We start from the raw sequence: 19,408 nt of genomic DNA, 5'->3' as shown, positions 1-19,408 counted from the left end.
GGCAACCTACCGAATCCGCACGGCCTCCCCCGCCGTCGGGCGGCGGCGCGGCGTGGACGACCTTCCCGACCTTCCACTGCGCCGCCTGAGGCGGCTCAGCCGTCGGCGTCGGCCCGGTCGCCGACCACCGGTCGCGGGACCGTCCAGGTCGCCGCCCGCCGGGTCGGGTCGACGCGGTCGCGGAGCCGGGCCACGGCGTCCTTGGCGGTGGCGGCGACCATCGGCCGCAGCCGGGTGGTGCCCATCAGCGCCACCTCCTCCGCCGGGGTGGTCGCGCCGTCGAGGAACCGCAGCACCCGCTCGGCGGGATTGCGGTCGAAGAGCCGGCCGAAGAAGTCGGGCCCGCCGACGCCGCCGGCGTCCAGCGCCCGGAGCGCGACCGCGTCCATCCAGCGGTGCCGACGGGGGTACGCGGCAGCGGGCACCGGCGGGCGGCCGGCCGCGAGGGCCCGGGCGACCTGCTCGGCCTGGCGGTGCATGGCGGAGAACGTGAAGCCGGTGGAGGGTCGGGTGGCCCCGCCGGCCGTGCCGAGTCGGACCACCCGGGGCGAGGGCCGGGCCTCGAACGGGCCGTCGGTCATCGGGATCACCCCGTTCTCCACCTCCCGGACCCGCAGCCGGGCCGGGTCGAGGCCGAGCAGGTCCCGGTAGCCGGCCAGCGCCGCGTCGTAACCGGCGTCGGTGAGCAGGTCGGGGCCGAACTCGGTGTACTCCACCAGGGCGTACCGGTCGCTGACCGGCAGGACGTACCCGAACGACACGCCCCGGGCGGGCTGCGGGGTGCGGAAGTCCATCAGGACGGCGCGGGCCGGGTCGAAGACCGGCACGGCGGACTCCAGCCACCAGCCCCGGAAGTGCTGGAGCCAGTTGGTGCGCCCGGGTCGCCGGGGCGGCCGGGGCCGGGAGTCCAGCACCCAGGTCGCGCGGACGGCCGGCCCGTCGCCGCCGCCGGCGCATACCGTGACGTGCTCCCCGTCGTCGTGCAGGGCGTCGACGGGCGCGACGATCCGCCGCACGCCCAGCCGCCGCTCGGCCTCGGCAGCCCGGGCGTAGACCGGGCCGGAGCGCAGCATGGCGTACCGCAGGGGGGCCAGGTCGAGCACGCGGCGGCCGTCGGGCATCGCCACCTCGACCTGGTCCCAGCTCGCGGCCAGCATCGGGTCCAGGTCGCTGCCGGGGCGGTCCCAGAAGGCCCAGGTCCGGTCCTGGCCGCGACGGTGGACGGGGTCGACGACGGCGACCCGGAGGTCCCGCACGCCGTGCCGGTCCAGGGCCGCGAGGACCAGCGACGCGGCGCCGCCGCCGCCGACCAGCGCCAGGTCGACGTCCAGCGGCGCGGAGGTGTTCACGCCGCCCACGCTGCCACACCAGCCCGGACGCCCGGGCACCGACCGGCCCGGGTCGGGGGCATCGGGCGGTCGCCGGGCGGCGGTAGGGTGCCAGCGGTCGCCCCCGGGCGACGGCCACCGTGCAACCGGGAGGACGCCCGCCGATGAGCATCACCGCCGCCAACGCGCTCACCGCCCGTTGGGCGTCCACGGTGGACGCCGGGCAGACGGTCGTCTCCGGCGCCGGCGTCTATCCGCTGCTGGCGCTGCTCGCCCGCTACGCGACCGGTCCGGTCCGCGACGAACTGCTCGCGGTCGCGCCGGAACCGGCCCGGTTCGACCTGGACCGCTCCCCCACCACCCGGCTCGCGCTCGCCGCCTGGGCGCGGCGGGACCTGCCGCTGGCCGACCGGTGGGTGCGGGAGGTGCCGGCGGCCATGCGCGGGGAGCTGACCGGCGATCCGGCGCACGACCAGCAGGCCCTCGACGGGTGGGCCGCGACCCACACCGACGGCCTGGTCCCCCGGATGCCGGTGCGGGTCACCCCGGCGACCGCGATGGTGCTGGCCAGCGCGCTGTCGCTGCGCACCGAGTGGGCCGCGCCGTTCCGCGACGCCTGGTGCCAGCCGTCCGCCGGGCCGTGGCACGGTCGCCGGCTCGCCGGGCTGAGCCGGACGAGCTACGACCTCGACGCGCTGCGGGCCGCCGACACCCCCGCCGGCCCGCTCAGCCTGCTGACCGTGCGGGGCGCCGAGGACGTCGACGTGGTGCTCGCCCTGGGCGCGCCGCAGCACGGGGCGGCGGAGGTGCTGCCGGCCGCCGTCGGCGCGCTCGAGGCGCCGGCCGCGCTGCCGATCGCCGCCGGCCCCGGCGTCGACGAGCAGGTCGTCGACGCCCTCGACGACCGGCCGGAACTGCTCGTCCGCACCGTGGCCTTCACCGCCTCCGCCGACCACGACCTGCTGGAGCGGGCCGCGCTGTTCGGCCTGTCCACCGCGGCCGGCGACGGCGACCACTTCCCCGGCATCTCCCGGCTCCTGGCGGTCTCGCAGGCGCGGCAGAACGCCACGGCCACCTTCAGCGCGACGGGTTTCCGCGCCGCCGTGGTCACCGCCGTCGCCACGCGGGCGGGTTCCGCCCGCCCGCGGCTCACCGCCCGCAGGCGGCGGGTACGTTTCGACGTCGACCGGCCCTTCGGCTTCCTCGCCGTGCACCGGCCCACCGGGCTGGTGCTGCTCGCCGGCTGGGTGACCGATCCCGACCCTCGCGGCTGAGCACCGGGCGCGCCGCCGATTCCGCCGGCCTCGGCTACCGTTCGGCCATGATCCTCACCGACCCGGAACTGGCCATCGTCGCGGCGGAGGCGGGCGCGGCTGTCGTCCGGGCCCGGTTCGGCGGGCCGCTGGAACGGTTCGACAAGTCGCCCGGTGACTTCGCCACCGCCGCCGACCTCGAGTCGGAGCGGGCCGTCCTCGACGTGCTGCGCCGCGCCCGGCCGCACGACGCCGTGCTGGGCGAGGAGAGCGGGCACACCGGTTCCCGGTCGGCCGACCGGACCTGGCTGGTCGACCCGCTGTGCGGCACGCTGAACTACGCGGCGCGCACCCCGCTGGTCGCGGTGAACGTGGCGCTGCGTACCGGTCCGGAGGTCACCGCCGCCGCGGTCGCCGACCCGTTCGCCGGGGAGGTGTTCTGGTTCGGGGACGGCAGGGCGGCCCAGATCCGTCGCGACGGCGTCGACGAGCCCCTCGCGCCGTCGGCCAGCTCCCGGCTGGTGGACGTCAACCTCGACCCGCCGTTCCCGAACGCCCCCGCGTTCCGGGCGACCGGGATGCTCGCGGACGCGGAGTTCGCCGCGCGGTTCGGGCCACGGGTGCTCTCCACCACGCTGGCCGTCGCGTGGGTCGCCGCCGGTCGACGGGCCGCGTACGTCACCGACGGGGACCTCCGCGACAGCGTGCACTTCGCCGGCGGTATCGCCCTGTGTCAGGCGGCCGGGTGCGTGGTGACCGGGCTGCGGGGGCAGCCCCCGCACACCGGCGTGGGCGGTCTCATCGTGGCGGCGGACGCGGAGACGCACGCCGCCCTGCTGGCCGTCGTCGACCGGCAGTTCCGGGGGGCGCCGGAGCGAACGGCGGCCCGGCCCTGAGCGGCGCCGCCGGCCAGCGACGCGCTGGTGATCAGCGGCCGGCCGACCGGGGCCTGCCGCCCGACGCTCAGCGCTCCCCGGCCCGCTTGCGGTAGACGACCTGCCGGCGCAGCGGACCGGAGTCGACCTCCGGGTCGTCGAAGTCGTCGGCCGGATCGGTGGTCATGCCCAGGCGACGCATCACCGCCTGCGAGCGCAGGTTGGTCGCGGTGGTGATGGCCAGGATCTCCGGCAGCCCGACGGTGTCGAAGCCGTACCGCAGGACGGCCCGGGCCGCCTCGGTGGCGTAGCCGTGACCCCAGGCGGAGCGGGCGAGCCGCCAGCCCGCCTCCACGCCGGTGACCGGCACACCCTCGTCGACCCGGTCCAGCCCGGCGAAGCCGACGAACGCGCCGCCGGCGCGGACCTCGACGGCCCAGAAGCCGTAGCCGAGCCGGTCGAGGTCGGCCTGGAACGAGCGCGCCGAGGCGGCGGCCTGCTCGGCGGTGAGCAGCGGGCCGAGGTGCTCGCGCACCTCCGGATCGGCGTTCATCGCGGCCCACGGCGAGAGGTCGGACTCCCGCCAGTCGCGCAGCAGCAGCCGTTCGGTCCTGATCTCCGTCACCGCGCGACCCTATGCGCCGGGCAGCCGCCGGGGCACGCGGATTCGCGCCGGCCGGTCAGTCCCGGGGGATGGCCCCGATGGTCGCCATGTTCCGTTCGCCCCAGTCGCCGAGTGGCATCAGCGCCTCGTTGAGGGACCGGCCGAAGTCGGTCAGCGAGTATTCCACCTTGGGCGGGACCTGCCGGTAGACCTCACGGTGCACGAGGCCGTACGCCTCCATCTCGCGCAGTTGCTGGATCAGCATCTTCTCGCTGATCCCGGTGATCCCCCGGCGCACCTCGGCGAAGCGGCGGGGGCCCCCGTCCAGCTCCCACAGGATCAGCGCCTTCCACTTGCCGCCCACGACGTCGATCGCGGGGTGCCAGGTACGTCGACGGCGGCATCATGGCCGTTCCGTTCATGTCGGGCGAGCACGACGCCGACGGGTCCTCCCTGGGGATGCAGGCCGCCAGCTTCGGCAACCTGCTGGCAGCCTGCCGGGACCTGGGGGTCGACGCCGGGCTGATGCGCCCGGTACGTGACCTGCTGGACGAGGCGGTCGCCCGGGGCCACGGCAAGGAGGGCCTCTCCGCGCTGGTGGGGCTGCTGCACGACGACGTCGGTCGCCCGGCCTGACCGCCCCCGCCGCCCCCTGACGGATGGATGCGGCGACATGCTGGACATGCAGTCGTCCGGTTGCCTAATCTGACAGGCAGCCGGACGGCTGCGTGTGCGAGGTGGGCAGGGTGGACGACGTGTTCCGGGCGCTGGCCGACGCGAGTCGGCGCCGGCTCCTCGACGACCTCAACCGGCGCGACGGGCAGAGCCTGCGCGAGCTGTGCGCCGGGCTCGACATGACCCGGCAGTCGGTCAGCAAGCACCTGGCGGTGCTTTCGGCGGCCAACCTGGTGACCACCGTGCGACGCGGCCGGGAGAAGCTGCACTACCTCAACCCCGTCCCGATCAACGCCGTCGCCGAACGATGGATCGACCGTTACGACCGCGAGCGGGTGCGCGCACTCGCCGACCTACGGACAGCGCTGGAGCGGGAGCCGATGGACAGTCCCACCTTCGTCTACACCACCTACGTCAACACCACCCCCGAGAGGCTCTGGGCCGCGCTGACCGAGCCGGCGTTCACCCGCCGCTACTGGGGCGGCGTCGCGCTGCGCTCCGACTGGCGGGTCGGCTCCCCCGTGCTGTGGCAGGACGAGCCGGGCGGCGAGTTCCGCGACCTCGGCCAGCGCGTCCTGGTCGCCGAGCCGTTCCGCCGGCTCTCCTACAGCTGGCACGGCTTCCAACCGGAGCACGCCGCGCACTTCGGCTGGTCCGACGAGGAGTTGGCGGCCCGGCTCGGCGAGCGGAGGTCCCGGGTCACCTTCGACATCGCCCCGTACGGCGAGTTCGTCAAGTTGACCGTCACCCACGAGGACTTCTCCCCGGGCAGCGAGATGTACCGGGCCGTCAGCGGTCAACTCGACGGCGGTGGCGGCTGGCCGGAGCTGCTGGCCAGCCTCAAGTCGCTGCTGGAGACCGGGGAGCCGCTGCCCGAGCCGCGCCCCGAGAGCGCCACCGCGCAGGGCTGAGCACCTCGTCGCGGCACGCGGCCGGCACCGGCGGACCCACTGCCGGGCGACCGGAACGGCGGCGCGTCCTGCCCGGAGCAAACCGGCCAGGACCGGACCACCGCGGCGGGCCGGGCGCGTACGCGCCCGCCGCGGGGCACCGTTCACGAGAGGGGCCGGGACGGCCCAGCCGCGACAGCACGACCCCCGGTGACATCGGCACGGCCAACCCTCGCGGGTGGGCCGTGCCGGCATTTCCGCTGCTCCCTCCGCCTCCCGGGTGGACACGTGACGGCAACGAGGATTTCTCATTTTCATCGGATCGGGGTCCCAACCCTCCTAGGGTTGGTCACACCGGTGCTAGTCACGGAGTTGGCCACCCGAACGACGTCCCACGCAGTCAGCGGACGAAAAGTGAGGGAAGACGCGTATGAAGGCAAAGACAGTTCTCGTATCGGCGGCGCTCGGCGTGGGTCTCGGCACGCTCCTGCTCCCCGGCGCGGCGCTGGCCGACACCGTCGTGTCACCGGCCACCACGCCGGTCGGCGGGACGGTCGTGCTCACCGCGACGACCTGCAACCCGAAGTCCGGCGACGCGATCTTCCGCGTCACCGGCCCCGACCGCGACCAGAACGTCCGGTCCACCACCGCGGCGGCCGGCGGCGGGCTGAGCGCCGAACTCTTCACCGCCGGCTTCACCCTGGGCACCTACACCGTGACCGCGACCTGCGGCGACGGCAGCGCGGCCGGCAGCGCCACGTTCACCGTCACCCCGATCGGCGGGGCCCAGGCCGGCGGGCGCGGCGGCACCGACGGGACCGGCGCGTTGGCGGCCGGCGGCGCCCTGCTCGGCTCCGCCGCGGGCGGTGCCCTGGTCCTGGCCCGCCGCCGGCGCCACATGGCGGCGGCCACGCTCTGACCGACGGCCCCGTGCCGTCCACTTCCTGGAAGTCGTCCATCCCTGCAACGGGTGCCCGCACCGGTGAACCCACCGGAGCGGGCACCCGGGCGCACGCGTACGGAGGTGGGATCGTGTCCTGGCGCAGGCCCGGCTGGGCGGCCACGGTCGTCGTCCTGCTCGCCACGACCGGGCTCGGCCTGGTCGCCGCCGGGCTGGCGACGACCCCGCCCCGTCCGCCCCGGCCGGAGGCCGCCCACGCCCCCGCACCGGCCCGCTCCGCGCCGTCGGTGCCGCCGCTGCACCGGGCCGCGCCGGTCGACGTGCGGATCCCGGCCATCGACGTACGGGCACGGATCGTCCCGGTGGGCGCCGACGCCGACGGGCACCTGGAGGTGCCGCCGCTGGACCGGCCCACCCTGGCCGGCTGGTACCGGCACGGTGTCAGCCCAGGCGAGACCGGCAACGCCGTGCTCGTCGGGCACGTCGACTCCGCCGCCGGCCCCGCCGTCTTCTTCGACCTCGGCCGGCTGCGGCCCGGCGACACCGTGCGGATCACCCGCGCCGACGCCAGCGTCGCCACCTTCGCCGTCGACGGCGTCGGGTCGTACCCGAAGGACCACTTCCCCACCGACCTGGTCTATGGGCCCAGCGACGCGACCGGCCTGCGGCTGATCACCTGCGGCGGCCGGTTCGACCGGGACACCGGCAACTACGTCGACAACGTCATCGTGTTCGCCACCCGGGTGCCGTGACCCCCGGACCCGCCCGACCCGAGTACGGTGTCCGCGCGGATGCCGGTGCGGCGGAGGGGGACGGGTGGTTCGGCGGGCGAGGGAACGGGTCAGGCTGTCGGCCGTGTTCGACCGGCTGCTCGGCCGACCGCTGCCCGGGCAGCGCGCGCCGGAGCCCCGTCGCTCCAATCCCGACGCCGTGGTCGACTGTGCCGTCTACGTCGGCGGGCGGCGCGAGCCGGGCCGCCTGCACTACGCCGACGCGTACGCCCGCAGCCGTCGCGGCCGCGACGCCTTCGTCTGGCTGGGTCTGCACGAGCCCGATCCGGCGGTGATGGCGGCCGTCGGCCGCACCTTCGGGCTCGACGACCTCACCGTCGAGCAGGCCCTCGCCGACGGCCACCGCCCCACGGTGCGCCGCGAGGGCGACGTCACCCTGCTGGTCCTGCGCACCGCCCGTTACGTCGAGCACGCCGAGCTGACCGACACCTCCGAGGTGGTCGACACCGGCGACGTGATGGTGCTGGTCGGCGACCGCTTCGCCGTCACGGTGCGGCACGGCGCCGCGGGCGCGCTCACCTGCGTACGCGCCGACGTCGAGCAGCGCCCCGCGGTGCTCGCGCAGGGCCCGTGGGCGGTCGCCTACGCGGTCTGCGACCGGATGGTCGACCTCTACCTGGAGGTCGCCGGGCACGTCGAGCGGGACCTGGAACGCGTCGAGGAGGCGGTGTTCGCCCGCGACCGCTCGGCCGACATCCAGCACATCTACCAGCTCAAGCGGGAGGTGGTCGAGTTCAAGCGGGCGGTGCAGCCCCTCCAGGCGCCGCTGCGCTCCCTGCTCGACCAGCGGCCCGACAACCCGCCGCGCGGCCTGCACCGATGGTTCGTCGACGTGGACGCCCGGCTGACCCGGGCGGTGGACCGGGTCGCCGCCTACGACGACCTGCTGACCTCGATCGTGCAGTCCCGGTTGGCGCAGCTCGCGGTGGAGCAGAACAACGACATGCGCAAGATCGCCGCGTGGGCCGCCATCGCCGCCACCCAGACCGGCATCGCCGGCATCTACGGCATGAACTTCGCCAACATGCCGGAGCTGCACTGGCGCTACGGCTACCCCACCGCGCTCGGCCTGATGGCGCTGACCGCGTTCGCCCTGCACCGCCTCTTCCGCCGCTCGGGTTGGCTCTGAGCGCCGCTACTCCATCGTGGACGGCTCCGGGATCGCGGGCGCGGGGCTGGTACGCGGCATCGGGACCTCGGTGGCCCGGACCGCCGGGGCCGACGCCAGCATCCGGTCGAAGACGTTGCGCAACAGGGTCGACATCGCCGGATCGTCCGCCAGGGCGCCGACGAACGAGATCGAGGACGCGCTGAAGACCAGGGCGCCGTTGGGCCGCTCCAGGAAGACCATCGCGGCGCCCTGGCCCCCGGGGTTCTCGCCCCGGGCGATGACCTGCGCCGGGGACGCCTCGCCGGCCAGCCCGCGCAGCCCGTCGGTCTCCCAGCCGCTGGCGGCGCCGTTGTAACCCGTGCGGCCGAACCTGCTGCCGACCACCAGGCCGGTGCCGGCCAGCAGCGGGTGGTCACGCAGCACCTGGTACGGCGCGTACGTGCCGGCGTCGACGTAGTTGGTGCCGAGCAGTTGCGAGGCGGGCAGGCCCAGCTCCGTGTAGATGTCCCGCCTGCCGTCCGACCGGCGGTAGGTGACCACCGTACGACCGGAGTCGACCTGCACCCGCTCGTACAGGCCGTTGCCGCCCGGGTAGATCAGCCGGCCGCCGCCGGCCTGGAAGTTGACCAGCCGCTGCCGCATCGTGTCGGACCAGTACTCGGGATGGCTGCCCAGCACGAGCACCCGGTAGTTGGTGAGCCAGCCGTTGGAGCCGTGCAGGTCGGCGTCCTCGTAGACGTCGAAGGCGAGCCCCTGCCGGGACATCCAGCGGGTCAGCAGGAGATCCGAGTAGAGGGTGTGGTCCCGGATCCCGGGGTCGTCGACGTTCAGCTCCGTCGACGGCCGACGTACGGAGAGGGGTCGCCGGCCCGTGGTGTCCGGGCAGTACTGGCTGTGCCCGCCCCAGCTGTTGTAGGCGTTGTAGGTGAAGGTGGGCAGCAGCACCGCGATCCTGTTGGTGGGGCGGGTCGGCCGCACGAGGAACGGCACGTACCGGTGCAGCCCGTTCGGGCCCTCCAGCCGGGCGGCGTAGAGGCCGGGCTGCCAGTCGGCGGGGACCCGGAACTGCAACCGGTCCGACCAGCCGCAGCCGACGCCGAGGAACCCCACCGGAAGCGACTGCACCCCGCCGGTGACGGGCAGCGGCGGCGAGACGACCACGGGGGCGCCGGGGTTGGGTGCCAGCCGGACCATCGACGCGGTGAGCGACGGGAACCCGGTGGACACCGCGAAACGCGCCACCTCGCCCTGCGCCACGCTCGGCGTGTTGGCGTAGCCCTGGAGGGCGGCCTGCGTCTGCACCGTCCAGCCGGAGCCGACCCGCTTGCCGGTGCCGCTGTTCATCCAGGCGGCCCGCCCGTCGGGGCCGGCGGTGGTGTGGTTCGTCAACCGGTACTGCGTGAGCGCGCCGCTCTGCCGGGCGGTGGCCGCGTCCGGCGGGATCGCGTACAGCGCCCCCTGGCCGGTGCACCACACCCCGTCGTTGAGGAAGAAGTTGCGGAAGCCGGAGCCGATCCGCAGGCCCGAGCCCGACGCCCAGGCGCCGCCGCCGAGGTGCCGGTGCCAGCGGATGTCGCCGTAGTGGTAGGCGTAGAGGACCCCGGAGGTGTCCGCCTGCAACACGGCGCCGGTGAAGCCGCCACCGATACGCGCCCCCTGGACCGTCCACGTCTTGCTGACCAGGTCGTACTGGTGCAGGAAGAGGTCGCCCGCGGCGTTCTGTCCGTAGAACGCGCCGTGAAACCCGCACAGCCGGGGATAGCGCTCGAATCCGGCGCCGATCTGCCCGCCGCTGATCCAGGTGCCGGCGCCGGTCGTCGAGTTGGTCAGCCGGTAGCGGTAGTAGTGGACGGTGCCGTCGCCGCGTACGGCGTAGAGCGAGCCGTCGAGCCCGCCGAAGACCGCCCGGAACTGGTGCCAGCCGGAGCCGATCCGGCGGCCCGAACCGCTCGCCCACGTGAACGCGCCGGTCTGCCAGCCCGTGTGCCGGTACCAGTACAGCGCGCCGTCGGCCTGGATCGCGAAGATGACGCCGTACCCGCCGCCGACCAGGCGGATGAACCGTTGCTGCGGGTCGTACTGGGGCACGGCGGCCGACGCGCCGGACGAGCCCGCCAGCAGCAGCGGCGGCACGGAGGCGGCGATGACGGCGCCGTCGCGGAGCAGCCGTCGGCGCGGTACGCCCCCCAGGCCCGGCACGTTTCCCATGGCGACCCCTCTCCGGCGAGGCGGATGTGCTGGGCAACCTACGAAGCCGACGGCGCCGGCGTGGCCCCGCCAAGCGCCCTGAGCGGGGAAATCGGATGATCCGCGAGCACCTCCGACCGGCCGGCCCGCGCCGATCCCGCCGATCAAGCGATTGACGGAAGGCGATTGACTGTTGTCGATCGAGGCGCCGGGCCCGGCGCCTCCCGGCGGCAACCTGATCAGCGGCGGCCGGCTTGACGCGTCGGTCCGGGCGTGCGGGGCGGCGTGTCGGTCAGAGCGTCGGCCGGCTTGACGCGTCGGTCCGGGCACGCCGGGCAGCGCGTTCGTCAGAGCGCGTTGGTCAGAGCGCGCCGGGCGGCGCGGCGGTCAGGGCGTGTCGGGCAGCGCGTCGCCGACCGCGAGGGCGCGCAGGGGGACGGGCTTGACCGGCGCCTGCGCGGTGAACGCCCCGACCTCCTCCGGCCCCCGGCCGGTCAGCGTGCAGATGAACTGGCAGAGGCCCGGCTGGCAGGACCGGCCCTGACACAGGCCCATCCCGGCGCGGGTCACCAGCTTGACCGCGTTCGCGGTGCCCAGGTGCGGGTTGGCCGCCAGCGCCCGGCGCACGTCACCGGCCCGCACCTCCTCGCAGCGGCAGAGCACGGTGTCGTCGGTGACCAGGCTGCCCAGGGCCGCCCGGTCCGGCGCGAAGCGGTCGAGCACCCGGGTGACGAAACGTCGCCGGCGGCGCAGCTCCCGGCGCACCGGGTCGGCCAGCGCGGCGGCCCGACGCTCATCGAGCAGCCCCAGGTCGCGCAGCACGCCCAGGGCGGCCAGCCGGCCCTCGACCGCCGCCTGCTCGGCACCCGCGACGCCGGTCAGCTCGCCGGCCACCGCGATCCCGGGCACCGAGGTACGCAACCACTCGTCGTGCCCGACCACCCAACCGCCCGCGGGCGAGTCCCAGGTCACCGCGCAGCCGGCCTGCCGGGCCAGCTCGACGGAGGGGACGAAGCCGTAGCCCAGCGCCAGCACGTCGCAGGGCACCTCCCGGTCGGTCCCGGGCACCGGCTGCCCCGTGGGGCCGACCTCGGCGAGGGTCACCGCGCTCAGGTCCGGGTCGCCGTCGGCGCGGCGGACGACCGTGGCGAACCGGACCGGCACCCCCGCCCGGCGCAGCACGCGCAGCGCCCCCACGCCCTCGGCGATCTTGCCGCCCGCGCCCGCCACGGCGGCCAGCCCGGCCGGACCGGGCAGCAGGTCGCGGCGGCGTTGGACCAGCGCGACCTCGACCACCCGGGCACCGGCGCGCACCAGCTGGGCGGCCACCACCAGCAGCAGCGGGTGGCCCCCGGCCAGCACGAACCGGCCACCCGGCAGCAGGCCCTGCGCCTTGACGAACGTCTGCACACCGCCCGCCGTGAGCACGCCGGGCAGCGTCCAGCCGGGAAACGGCACCGGCAGGTCGTACGCGCCGGCGGTGAGCAGCACCGCCCGGGGTTCGAGCAGGCGGACCCCGGCCGGGCCGTGCGTGGCGACCCGGTAGCGCCCCGGCGCGGGCTGGTCGCCGGCGTACCCGTCGAGGCCGGCGCGGGTGCCGAGGACGCCCCACACCGTGGTGTCGGCGAGCCACCGGACGCCGGGCGCGGCGGTGGCCTCGGCGAGCAGGGCCCGACCGGCGGAGGACGGTGCGGCCGGCGGGGTGAACCCGGCCGGCGGCCGGCGGTAGATCTGCCCGCCCGGCTGCTCCTGCTCGTCGACGACGGTGACGGCGGCGCCGTGCCGGCCGAGGGTGGCGGCGGCGGCCAGCCCGGCCGGGCCGGCGCCGACCACCACCACGTCGGGCGCGCTCACCGGGGCACCGCCGTGCGGACCCGCATGCCGGCCCGTACCCGGATCAGGCAGGACCGCTGGCAGGGCACGTCGTCCACCGTGACGACGCACTCGAAGCAGATCCCCATGTTGCAGTAGGGCCCCCGGCGGGCGCCGCCGCGCGTGGCGCCGACGGCCCGCTCCCCGGCGGCCAGCAGCGCGGTGGCCAGGGACTCGCCCGGGTGGGCGGGCACCGGCCGCCCGTCCACCTCGATGGTGACCGGCTCGGGCCGGCCCATCGCGGTACGCCTCGGCGCCTCGGCGGGCTGCGGCGGGCGGTGTTCAGACAAAGTTCAGCGCTCCGAAGCGGGCGGGTGAGTAGTCCTCGATCGCACGGTCGGGCTCGCCGGTGACGACCATGGCGGCGAGGAGCCGGGCGTAGGTGAGGCCGAGGGTGAAGGCCGAGCCGCCGGTGGCGACGTACAGCCCCGGCCGGCGCGGCACCGCGCCGAGCAGCGGCAGGTGGTCCGGGGTGAGCGTGGTCATGCCCGTCCACGTCCGGATCACCGGCAGGTCCCACACCGCCGGGACCACCCGGGCGGCGTCGGCGTTGCCGACCAGCGACTCGTAGCGCAGCTCCGGGTTGGTCTCCAGGTCGACCTGTCCGGCGCGGCTGACCAGCTTGGCCGGCCAGCCGCCGCCGATCAGCACGTTGCCGTCCTCGGTCTGCTTCATCGACAGCCGCCGGCCGACGTGCTGGATCAGGTGCGGCAGGAACGGCCGGCTGCGGGCGGTCGCGCTCATCGTCAGCCCGACCGGGAAGACCGGCAGCCGGACGTCGGCCATCGCGGCCAGCTCGGCGGTCCACACGCCGCCGGCGAGCACGACCGTGTCGGCCAGGTGGGTCTCCCCGGCGGTGTCTCCCGGGCCGGCCCCGGTGCGCAGTTCCCAGTGCCGGCCGCGCCGGTGCAGCCCGGTGACCCGGCAGCCGGTGCGCAGCACGGCACCGTGGCGGCCGGCGGCCCGGGCCAGCGCCGGGGTGACCAGCCGCGGGTTGGCCTTGCCCTCGCCGGGCACGTGGCCAGCGGCGAGCACGGTGTCGGCCAGGTACGGCGCGAACCGGCGCAGCTCCGGGCCGGAGAGCACGGCGACGTCGAGGCCGTACTCGCGTTCGAGGGCCGCCTTGCGGTCCAGCACGGCGATCTCCGCCGGGGTCTCGGCGAGCATCAATCCGCCGGTGCGGGACACCCCGCACCGCTCGCCGAGCTCGTCCTCGATGGTCGCCCAGGCCCGCACGGCGTCCAGGTGCAGCGGAAGCGCGCGGGCCGCCGCGCGGGCCGCGTCGTCGCCGTGCTCGACCATCCGGAACTCCAGCTGGAAGTGCAGGCTGCCCGCGTTCTGCCCGGAGGCGTGCCGGTTGACCTGGTCCTTCTCGACGAGCAGGACGCGGTTGCCGGCGCGAGCCAGGTGCCAGGCGGTCGCGCAGCCGAGCAGGCCGCCGCCGATGACCGCCGTGTCGTACGCAGTCACGGGAGCAGGTCGAGCTGGCTCATGGTGGCCCGGACGCGGTCCTGTTCGGCGGGGGTCAGCGGGAGCAGCGGCGCACGGACGTGCCCGGCCGGCACGCCGCGCAGGGTGAGCGCGTACTTCATGATCGCCTGGGCGTTGCCGAACCGGGCGCCGTAGTCGGGCCCGAACCAGTCCTCCATGATCACGCGGTCGCGGGCGCCGAGGACCCGGGCCCGGTCGAGGTCCCCGGCGCGCAGCGCGCGGAAGAAGTCGGGGTGGTCGGCGCCGAGCACGGCGCCGGCGCCCATCAGCCCGTCGCCGCCGATCGTGGTCATCAGCTCGATGCCCACCTCGTTGGTGGGGATGCCGAAGTAGCGCACCCGGTGCCGCAGGGCCACCAGGCTCCGGACGAAGCCGCCGAAGTCGGGGGTGGAGTTCTTGACCGCCACCACGGTGTCCAGCGCGCTCAGCTCCAGCAGCAGGTCGGCGTCCAGGTCGACGCCGGTGCCGCGGGGCCAGTTGTAGACGCAGAGCGGGATGTCGACGGCCTCGGAGACGGCCCGGTAGAACGCCACGACCTCGGCGCGGGTGGGCACCACGTACGGCGGCGGGGTGAGCAGGATGCCGTGCAGGCCGGCGGCGCGGGCGGCCTCGGCGTGCCGGATGGCCTCCGCCGGCGTGTACGCGTTGCAGCCGCCGAGCACGGTGAGCCGGTCGCCGACCCGCTCGGCGGCCGTCCGGAACAGCTCGGCCCGCTCCTGTTCACTGAGACTGAACCACTCGCCCGTGGTGCCGCCGACGATCACCCCGTGCAGTCGCTCGGCGGCGAGCCAGTCCAGTTGCCCGCGCCAGGCGGCGAGGTCCAGCTCGCCCGTGGCGGTGAACGGGGTGGTGACGGCCGGGAGGTAGCCGAACCAGTCGACGCTGTCACGGTCCACTGCGGGTCCTTTCGACGGGCGGCGTCGTACCGCCCACGTGCGCGTACGCGGGCCGGGTGACGTGCCGGGTGGGTCAGGGGGTCGGCGGGGTGACCGCGATGATGAGCCGGGCCCGCTGGTCGCTGGCGTTGCGGTAGAGGTGGGGCAGCCGGGAGTCGAAGGTGATCGCCTCGCCGGTCTTCAGCACGTAGTTCTCGCCGCCGATCTCCGCGACGACCTCACCGGTGACGGCGATCGCGCACTCCGTGGAGGGGTGCGCCCACGGCTCGGTGGAGCTGGCGTCGCCGGGCGCCAGCTCGGCTTCCAGCACCTCCAGGTCGCCCCGCCCCGGCGTGAGCCGGTCGTAGGCGATCTGCCCGGGAGGCGCGGCGAGCCGGGACCGCGAGCCGGGCCGGCTGATGTGCACCAGCGGGGCGTCCGGCTCGGAGAACAGCGCCGCGATGGAGGTGTCGAAGACCTTGGCGAGCTTACGCAGGGTGGCCAGGCTGGGGTCCGTGGCGCCGTTCTCGATCTGGCTGAGCAGGGCGGGCGACACGTCGGCCGCCGCCGCGAGCTGGCGCAGCGTGAGGGAGTGCTGCTGGCGCAGGTCGCGGAGCTGGTCACCGAGCATGCGTCTTTCCTCGTTCCGAAAACAGTGTGGCTAGAAATGTTTGACGTGACTATACGCCGCTGTCTAGGGTGGTCAAACATAAGGTGAACGCGTTTGGCGCTACTAGACAAGCGGCGTTGAGACATGAACCGGACACGAGTCCCGTCCGGGTACATCCAACCCCATGACGGCACAACGGCGCAGACCCGCGAAGCCGCCACGGTTGCACCAACGGCCCCGGCCGCGGCGTCACCGACGTCACCGGGTGTGACAGCCCCCAGAGCCCGTCCCGCGCGGGCCGGCCCATACGAAGGTAGGAACAGCATGTCGGTGTCCCCTCGCCGGCTCCGCGTCGGAGCGATCGCTCTGGCGGCGCTGGCCATAGCCTCCAGCACCGCGTGCAGCGCGGGCGGCAGCGGAGGAAACGGTGACGGCGGTTCGGCCAAGACCCTCACCGTCAACACCTCGTTCGTCCTCAAGACCCTCGATCCCGGCCGGATCTACGAGGCGACCGGCCTCACCGCCGTGCACTCGCTCTACGACACCCTGCTGACCTTCGAGGGCTCGGACGTGAGCAAGCCGGTCCCGGCCCTGGCCGAGTCGTTCGAGGCGTCGCCCGACGCCAAGACCTTCACCTTCAAGCTGCGCGAGGGCGTGAAGTTCTCCGACGGCACCGCGCTGACCGCCGACGACGTGGTCTTCTCCCTCAACCGGCTGAAGAACGTCAAGGCCAGCCCGGCCGTCATGGTCAGCGGCCTCACGTTCGCCAAGACCGACGAGCGGACCGTGGTGGTCACCTCGGCGACCGCCGACCCGAACATCCCGGTGGTGCTCGCGATGCCCTCCACCGGCGTGGTGAACTCCAAGGTCGCCAAGGAGCACGGCGCGACCGACGCCGCCGACGCCGCCAAGAGCGACACCGCGCAGCAGTACCTCGACACGAACTCCGTCGGCAGCGGCCCGTACGTGCTCAAGTCGTACGACCCGTCGGCGCAGGTGGTGCTGGAGGCCAACCCCAACTACTGGGGCGACAAGCCCGAGTTCAGCCGCGTCGTGCTGCGCAACATGGACGTGCAGACCCAGAAGCTGACCATGCAGCGGGCCGGCGGCTCCGAGATCGCGCTGGACATCTCCGGCAAGCTGCTGGAGGGGCTGCCGGGCAGCCTGAAGACCTCCGCCATGCAGGACACCGTCTACTTCCTCTTCCTCAACGCCGACCCGGCCGTCTCGCCGGTGAGCTCGAACGCGAAGTTCAACCAGGCGCTGCGGGCCGCCATCGACTACGAGGGCATCGCCGGGCTGTACGGCAAGGGCGCCGCCCCCGGCGCCGGCCTGGTGGCCCCGGCCTACCCGGGCGCGCTGCCCGCCGAGGAGCAGTCGAAGCGTGACGTGGCGAAGGCCAAGGCGTTGCTCACCGAGGCGGGGCTGACCAACCCCACGGTCAAGTTCAACTACCCGGCCATCACCTACAAGGGGGTCGACCTGGGCACGGTCGCGACGAAGGTGCAGGGCGACGCCGCCGAGGCCGGCATCAAGCTGGAGCTCACCCCGCAGCCGCTGACCACCTTCCTCGACGAGATGCGTACGGGCAAGATGGCCCTCGGGTTCACCCCGCAGAGCCTGAACTACCCGGTCGCCGACTCGCTGATCAACAACATGTCCCCCGGCCAGGCCACCGCGCTGCGCTCGGGCTGGACGGTGGAGCGGGCCGACCCGGCCGTCGTGACCGCCGGCAAGAAGGTCACCGAGACCCTCGACCTGGCCGCCCGGGCCGCCGCCATGCAGGAGTGGCAGCGGGCGATGAACGCCGCCTCGCCGTACGTCGTCCTGGCCAGCAACTCCTCCACCGTGGTGGCGAGCGGCGACCTGACCGGCACGGACTACACCGCCGCCGGTTGGCAGGTCGACCTCGCCGCGGTGGGCCGGGGGTAGTCACTCCATGACGACGACAGTCGACGACGCCGAGCCGGGCGCGGTCACCACGACCGTGTCCCGGCCCCGGCCGCACCGGGCACTGCTGGTCTTCCTGCTCAAGCGGGTGGCCATCACCGCCGGCCTGCTGCTGGGCGTCACGATCGTGACGTTCGGCCTGGTCACCGTGGTGCCCGGCGACCCGGTCACGGCCAACCTCTCCGACCAGGCGCTCAACGACCCGGCCGCGGTAGCCGCGTTTCAGGAGAAGTGGGGCCTGGACCAGCCGCTGTACGTGCAGTACTTCCAGTACCTGGGCAACCTGCTGACGGGTGACCTCGGCATCTCCCAGCAGACCGGCCGCACGGTGGCCGACGACCTGTTCCAGTACGTGCCGGCGACCATGGAACTGGCCATCCCCACCATGGTGCTGGCGCTGCTCATCGGCACCGGGATCGGCATGCTCGCCGCCGTGCGCAACGGTCGGGTCACCGACCAGCTGATCCGCGTCGGCGCGCTGCTCGGCCTCTCCACCCCGCCGTTCTGGCTGTCGCTCGTCGTGCTCTACGTCTTCTTCTACCAGCTCGGCCTGGCGCCCAGCGGCGGACGGCTCTCGACCGACTTCAGCCCGCCGCCCACGGTGACCGGCATGTACACGGTCGACGCCGCCCTCGCCGGCCAGTGGGACGTCGCCTGGGACGCCGCCCAGCACCTGATCCTGCCGGTGCTCGTGCTGACCAGCCTGACCGTGGCGATGCTCGTCCGGTTCGTCCGCTCGTCCATGCTGGAGGTGCTTCAGCAGGACTACATCCGGGCCGCGTACGCCAAGGGCCTGCCCGCCCGGGTGGTGTTCCGCCGGCACCTGCTGCGGGCCGGCCTGGTCCCGGTGATCACCGTCTCCGGGCTGGCCTTCGCCTCGCTGCTCTCCGGCACGGTGCTGGTGGAGAACATCTTCGGCTGGCCGGGCCTCGGCCAGTACGCGTACCGCAGCGCGACGGCGCTGGACCTGCCCGCGATCCTCGGCGTCAGTCTGTTCGTGGCGCTGGTCTACACGCTGGTCAACCTCACCGTCGACCTGCTGTACGGGCTCATCGATCCGAGGATCCGACTGTCATGACCGCACTCGCACCCGATCCCGTGGCGCCCGACCCGAAGGCGACCGCCGCGCTGACCCGGCGCCGCTTCCTGGGCGGCCGGCTGCGGGGACGTTCGACGGCGCGGCCCATCTGGCGCCAGCCGATCGCCGTGGTGGCCCTGGTCATCCTCGGCGGGTGGCTGCTGGCGGCGCTCCTCGCCCCGCTCGTGGCGCCGTTCGACCCGCTGGCGCAGAGCCCCGACGCCTACGCGCCGCCGTCCGGCACGCACTGGTTCGGCACCGACTCCCTCGGCCGGGACGTGTTCAGCCGGGTGATCCACGGCTCCCGCCTGTCGATCCCCCTCGCGCTCGCCATCGTCTCGCTCGCCCTGCTGATCGGCGGCCTGCTCGGCCTGGTCGCCGGCTACGTGGGCCGGTTCGTCGACGAGGCGCTGATGCGCCTGACGGACCTGGTCTTCGCGTTCCCGCAGATCATCCTGGCGATGGCGGTCACGGCCGCGTTCGGCCCCAGCACCCGCAACGCCGTCCTCGCGCTGGTCATCGTCTCCTGGCCGGTCTACGCCCGGGTCATCCGCAGCGCCGTGCTGACCATGCGCGGCGAGGACTACCTCAGCGCCGCCCGGCTGCTCGGCATCGGGCCGATGCGCGCGCTGCGCCGCGACGTCCTGCCCAACAGCGTGGGTCCGGCGATCGTGCTGGCCACCCTCGAACTGGGCAACGCCGTGCTGCTGCTCTCCGCGCTGTCCTTCCTCGGCCTCGGCCCCCGCCCGCCGGCCGCCGAGTGGGGTTCGATGGTGGCGCTCGGCTCGCAGGACCTCTCCATGTGGTGGGTCAGCGTCTTCCCCGGTCTGGCCATCCTCACCGTGGTGATGGCCTTCAACGTGCTCGGCGACGCGCTGCGCGACCGGATCGACCCCCGCTACGCGAAGGGACGTTGA

19 protein-coding genes are annotated in these 19,408 nt (G+C 74.4%); 10 read left to right on the top strand and 9 right to left on the bottom strand.

The features are described from left to right. Positions 1 to 95: 95 nt before the first annotated feature. Positions 96 to 1,349, bottom strand: a complete 1,254-nt coding sequence (locus ACLQ20_RS14075) for a lycopene cyclase family protein (RefSeq protein ID WP_327028419.1) — start codon at positions 1,347 to 1,349, stop codon at positions 96 to 98. Between the two features lie 143 nt (positions 1,350 to 1,492). Here ACLQ20_RS14075 and ACLQ20_RS14070 point away from each other — a divergent pair, with 143 nt between their 5' ends. Both ACLQ20_RS14070 and ACLQ20_RS14065 read left to right on the top strand, forming a co-directional pair. Further along, on the top strand, positions 1,493 to 2,602 hold the full coding sequence (locus tag ACLQ20_RS14070) for a serpin family protein (RefSeq protein WP_425855856.1): 1,110 nt from the start codon (positions 1,493 to 1,495) through the stop codon (positions 2,600 to 2,602). A 47-nt stretch (positions 2,603 to 2,649) separates the two neighbouring features. After that, complete coding sequence (locus ACLQ20_RS14065; protein ID WP_425855855.1) at positions 2,650 to 3,477, top strand: inositol monophosphatase family protein; 828 nt, start codon at positions 2,650 to 2,652, stop codon at positions 3,475 to 3,477. A 67-nt stretch (positions 3,478 to 3,544) separates the two neighbouring features. On the opposite strand, the gene ACLQ20_RS14060 is transcribed toward ACLQ20_RS14065, so the two are convergent. After that, on the bottom strand, positions 3,545 to 4,081 hold the full coding sequence (locus tag ACLQ20_RS14060; protein WP_151457043.1) for a GNAT family N-acetyltransferase: 537 nt from the start codon (positions 4,079 to 4,081) through the stop codon (positions 3,545 to 3,547). A gap of 55 nt (positions 4,082 to 4,136) precedes the next feature. Beyond that, entirely contained in the window at positions 4,137 to 4,424 is a 288-nt protein-coding gene (locus ACLQ20_RS14055; RefSeq protein ID WP_327028423.1) for a winged helix-turn-helix transcriptional regulator, read from the bottom strand. Positions 4,425 to 4,465: 41 nt separating this feature from the next. Between ACLQ20_RS14055 and ACLQ20_RS14050 the strand changes: the two genes are divergently transcribed. The 5 genes from ACLQ20_RS14050 to ACLQ20_RS14030 all read left to right on the top strand — a co-directional run bounded on the left by ACLQ20_RS14050 (position 4,466) and on the right by ACLQ20_RS14030 (position 8,446). Further along, on the top strand, positions 4,466 to 4,696 hold the full coding sequence (locus ACLQ20_RS14050; RefSeq protein ID WP_425855852.1) for a hypothetical protein: 231 nt from the start codon (positions 4,466 to 4,468) through the stop codon (positions 4,694 to 4,696). A 110-nt stretch (positions 4,697 to 4,806) separates the two neighbouring features. Then, a complete protein-coding gene (locus tag ACLQ20_RS14045) occupies positions 4,807 to 5,646 on the top strand; it encodes an ArsR/SmtB family transcription factor (protein ID WP_327028425.1) in 840 nt (279 codons plus the stop codon). Between the two features lie 409 nt (positions 5,647 to 6,055). Further along, positions 6,056 to 6,544 (top strand): hypothetical protein, encoded by a 489-nt coding sequence (locus tag ACLQ20_RS14040; protein ID WP_132239627.1) that lies wholly within the window; start codon positions 6,056 to 6,058, stop codon positions 6,542 to 6,544. Positions 6,545 to 6,657: 113 nt separating this feature from the next. After that, on the top strand, positions 6,658 to 7,278 hold the full coding sequence (locus ACLQ20_RS14035) for a class F sortase (protein ID WP_425855849.1): 621 nt from the start codon (positions 6,658 to 6,660) through the stop codon (positions 7,276 to 7,278). Positions 7,279 to 7,342: 64 nt separating this feature from the next. Further along, positions 7,343 to 8,446 carry a magnesium and cobalt transport protein CorA gene (locus tag ACLQ20_RS14030; RefSeq protein WP_425855846.1) on the top strand — a complete coding sequence of 368 codons (1,104 nt, stop codon included), beginning with the start codon at positions 7,343 to 7,345 and terminating at the stop codon, positions 8,444 to 8,446. 6 nt (positions 8,447 to 8,452) lie between these two features. On the opposite strand, the gene ACLQ20_RS14025 is transcribed toward ACLQ20_RS14030, so the two are convergent. From ACLQ20_RS14025 to ACLQ20_RS14000, 6 genes are all read right to left on the bottom strand, one after another. Next, the gene (locus ACLQ20_RS14025; protein ID WP_425855843.1) at positions 8,453 to 10,636 is read right to left on the bottom strand and encodes a N,N-dimethylformamidase beta subunit family domain-containing protein; all 2,184 of its coding nucleotides are present in this window, start codon (positions 10,634 to 10,636) and stop codon (positions 8,453 to 8,455) included. Positions 10,637 to 11,002: 366 nt separating this feature from the next. Continuing rightward, positions 11,003 to 12,469 (bottom strand): NAD(P)/FAD-dependent oxidoreductase, encoded by a 1,467-nt coding sequence (locus ACLQ20_RS14020; RefSeq protein WP_425855841.1) that lies wholly within the window; start codon positions 12,467 to 12,469, stop codon positions 11,003 to 11,005. Next, the gene (locus ACLQ20_RS14015; RefSeq protein ID WP_425855839.1) at positions 12,466 to 12,777 is read right to left on the bottom strand and encodes a (2Fe-2S)-binding protein; all 312 of its coding nucleotides are present in this window, start codon (positions 12,775 to 12,777) and stop codon (positions 12,466 to 12,468) included. Before ACLQ20_RS14015 ends, ACLQ20_RS14020 begins: the two co-directional genes overlap by 4 nt. Further along, complete coding sequence (locus ACLQ20_RS14010; protein WP_151457003.1) at positions 12,770 to 13,957, bottom strand: NAD(P)/FAD-dependent oxidoreductase; 1,188 nt, start codon at positions 13,955 to 13,957, stop codon at positions 12,770 to 12,772. The genes ACLQ20_RS14015 and ACLQ20_RS14010 overlap by 8 nt, the downstream gene beginning before the upstream one ends. After that, the gene (locus ACLQ20_RS14005) at positions 13,954 to 14,874 is read right to left on the bottom strand and encodes a dihydrodipicolinate synthase family protein (RefSeq protein WP_327028430.1); all 921 of its coding nucleotides are present in this window, start codon (positions 14,872 to 14,874) and stop codon (positions 13,954 to 13,956) included. The genes ACLQ20_RS14010 and ACLQ20_RS14005 overlap by 4 nt, the downstream gene beginning before the upstream one ends. A 73-nt stretch (positions 14,875 to 14,947) precedes the next feature. After that, the gene (locus tag ACLQ20_RS14000) at positions 14,948 to 15,484 is read right to left on the bottom strand and encodes a helix-turn-helix domain-containing protein (protein ID WP_327028431.1); all 537 of its coding nucleotides are present in this window, start codon (positions 15,482 to 15,484) and stop codon (positions 14,948 to 14,950) included. Positions 15,485 to 15,787: 303 nt separating this feature from the next. Here ACLQ20_RS14000 and ACLQ20_RS13995 point away from each other — a divergent pair, with 303 nt between their 5' ends. Genes ACLQ20_RS13995 through ACLQ20_RS13985 form a run of 3 tightly spaced genes read left to right on the top strand, consistent with a single transcriptional unit; the run spans position 15,788 to position 19,408 of the window. Next, positions 15,788 to 17,395 (top strand): ABC transporter substrate-binding protein, encoded by a 1,608-nt coding sequence (locus ACLQ20_RS13995; RefSeq protein WP_425855835.1) that lies wholly within the window; start codon positions 15,788 to 15,790, stop codon positions 17,393 to 17,395. 7 nt (positions 17,396 to 17,402) lie between these two features. Then, positions 17,403 to 18,491: an ABC transporter permease gene (locus tag ACLQ20_RS13990; RefSeq protein WP_425855833.1), complete on the top strand. Its 1,089-nt coding sequence runs from the start codon at positions 17,403 to 17,405 to the stop codon at positions 18,489 to 18,491. After that, the gene (locus ACLQ20_RS13985; RefSeq protein ID WP_151456999.1) at positions 18,488 to 19,408 is read left to right on the top strand and encodes an ABC transporter permease; all 921 of its coding nucleotides are present in this window, start codon (positions 18,488 to 18,490) and stop codon (positions 19,406 to 19,408) included. Before ACLQ20_RS13990 ends, ACLQ20_RS13985 begins: the two co-directional genes overlap by 4 nt.

The organism is Micromonospora sp. DT46 (genome assembly GCF_049841735.1).
Lineage (GTDB): Bacteria > Actinomycetota > Actinomycetes > Mycobacteriales > Micromonosporaceae > Micromonospora > Micromonospora reichwaldensis.
The sequence above is the reverse complement of the archived record's forward strand: the minus strand, read 5'-3'. Positions and strand labels throughout refer to the sequence as shown.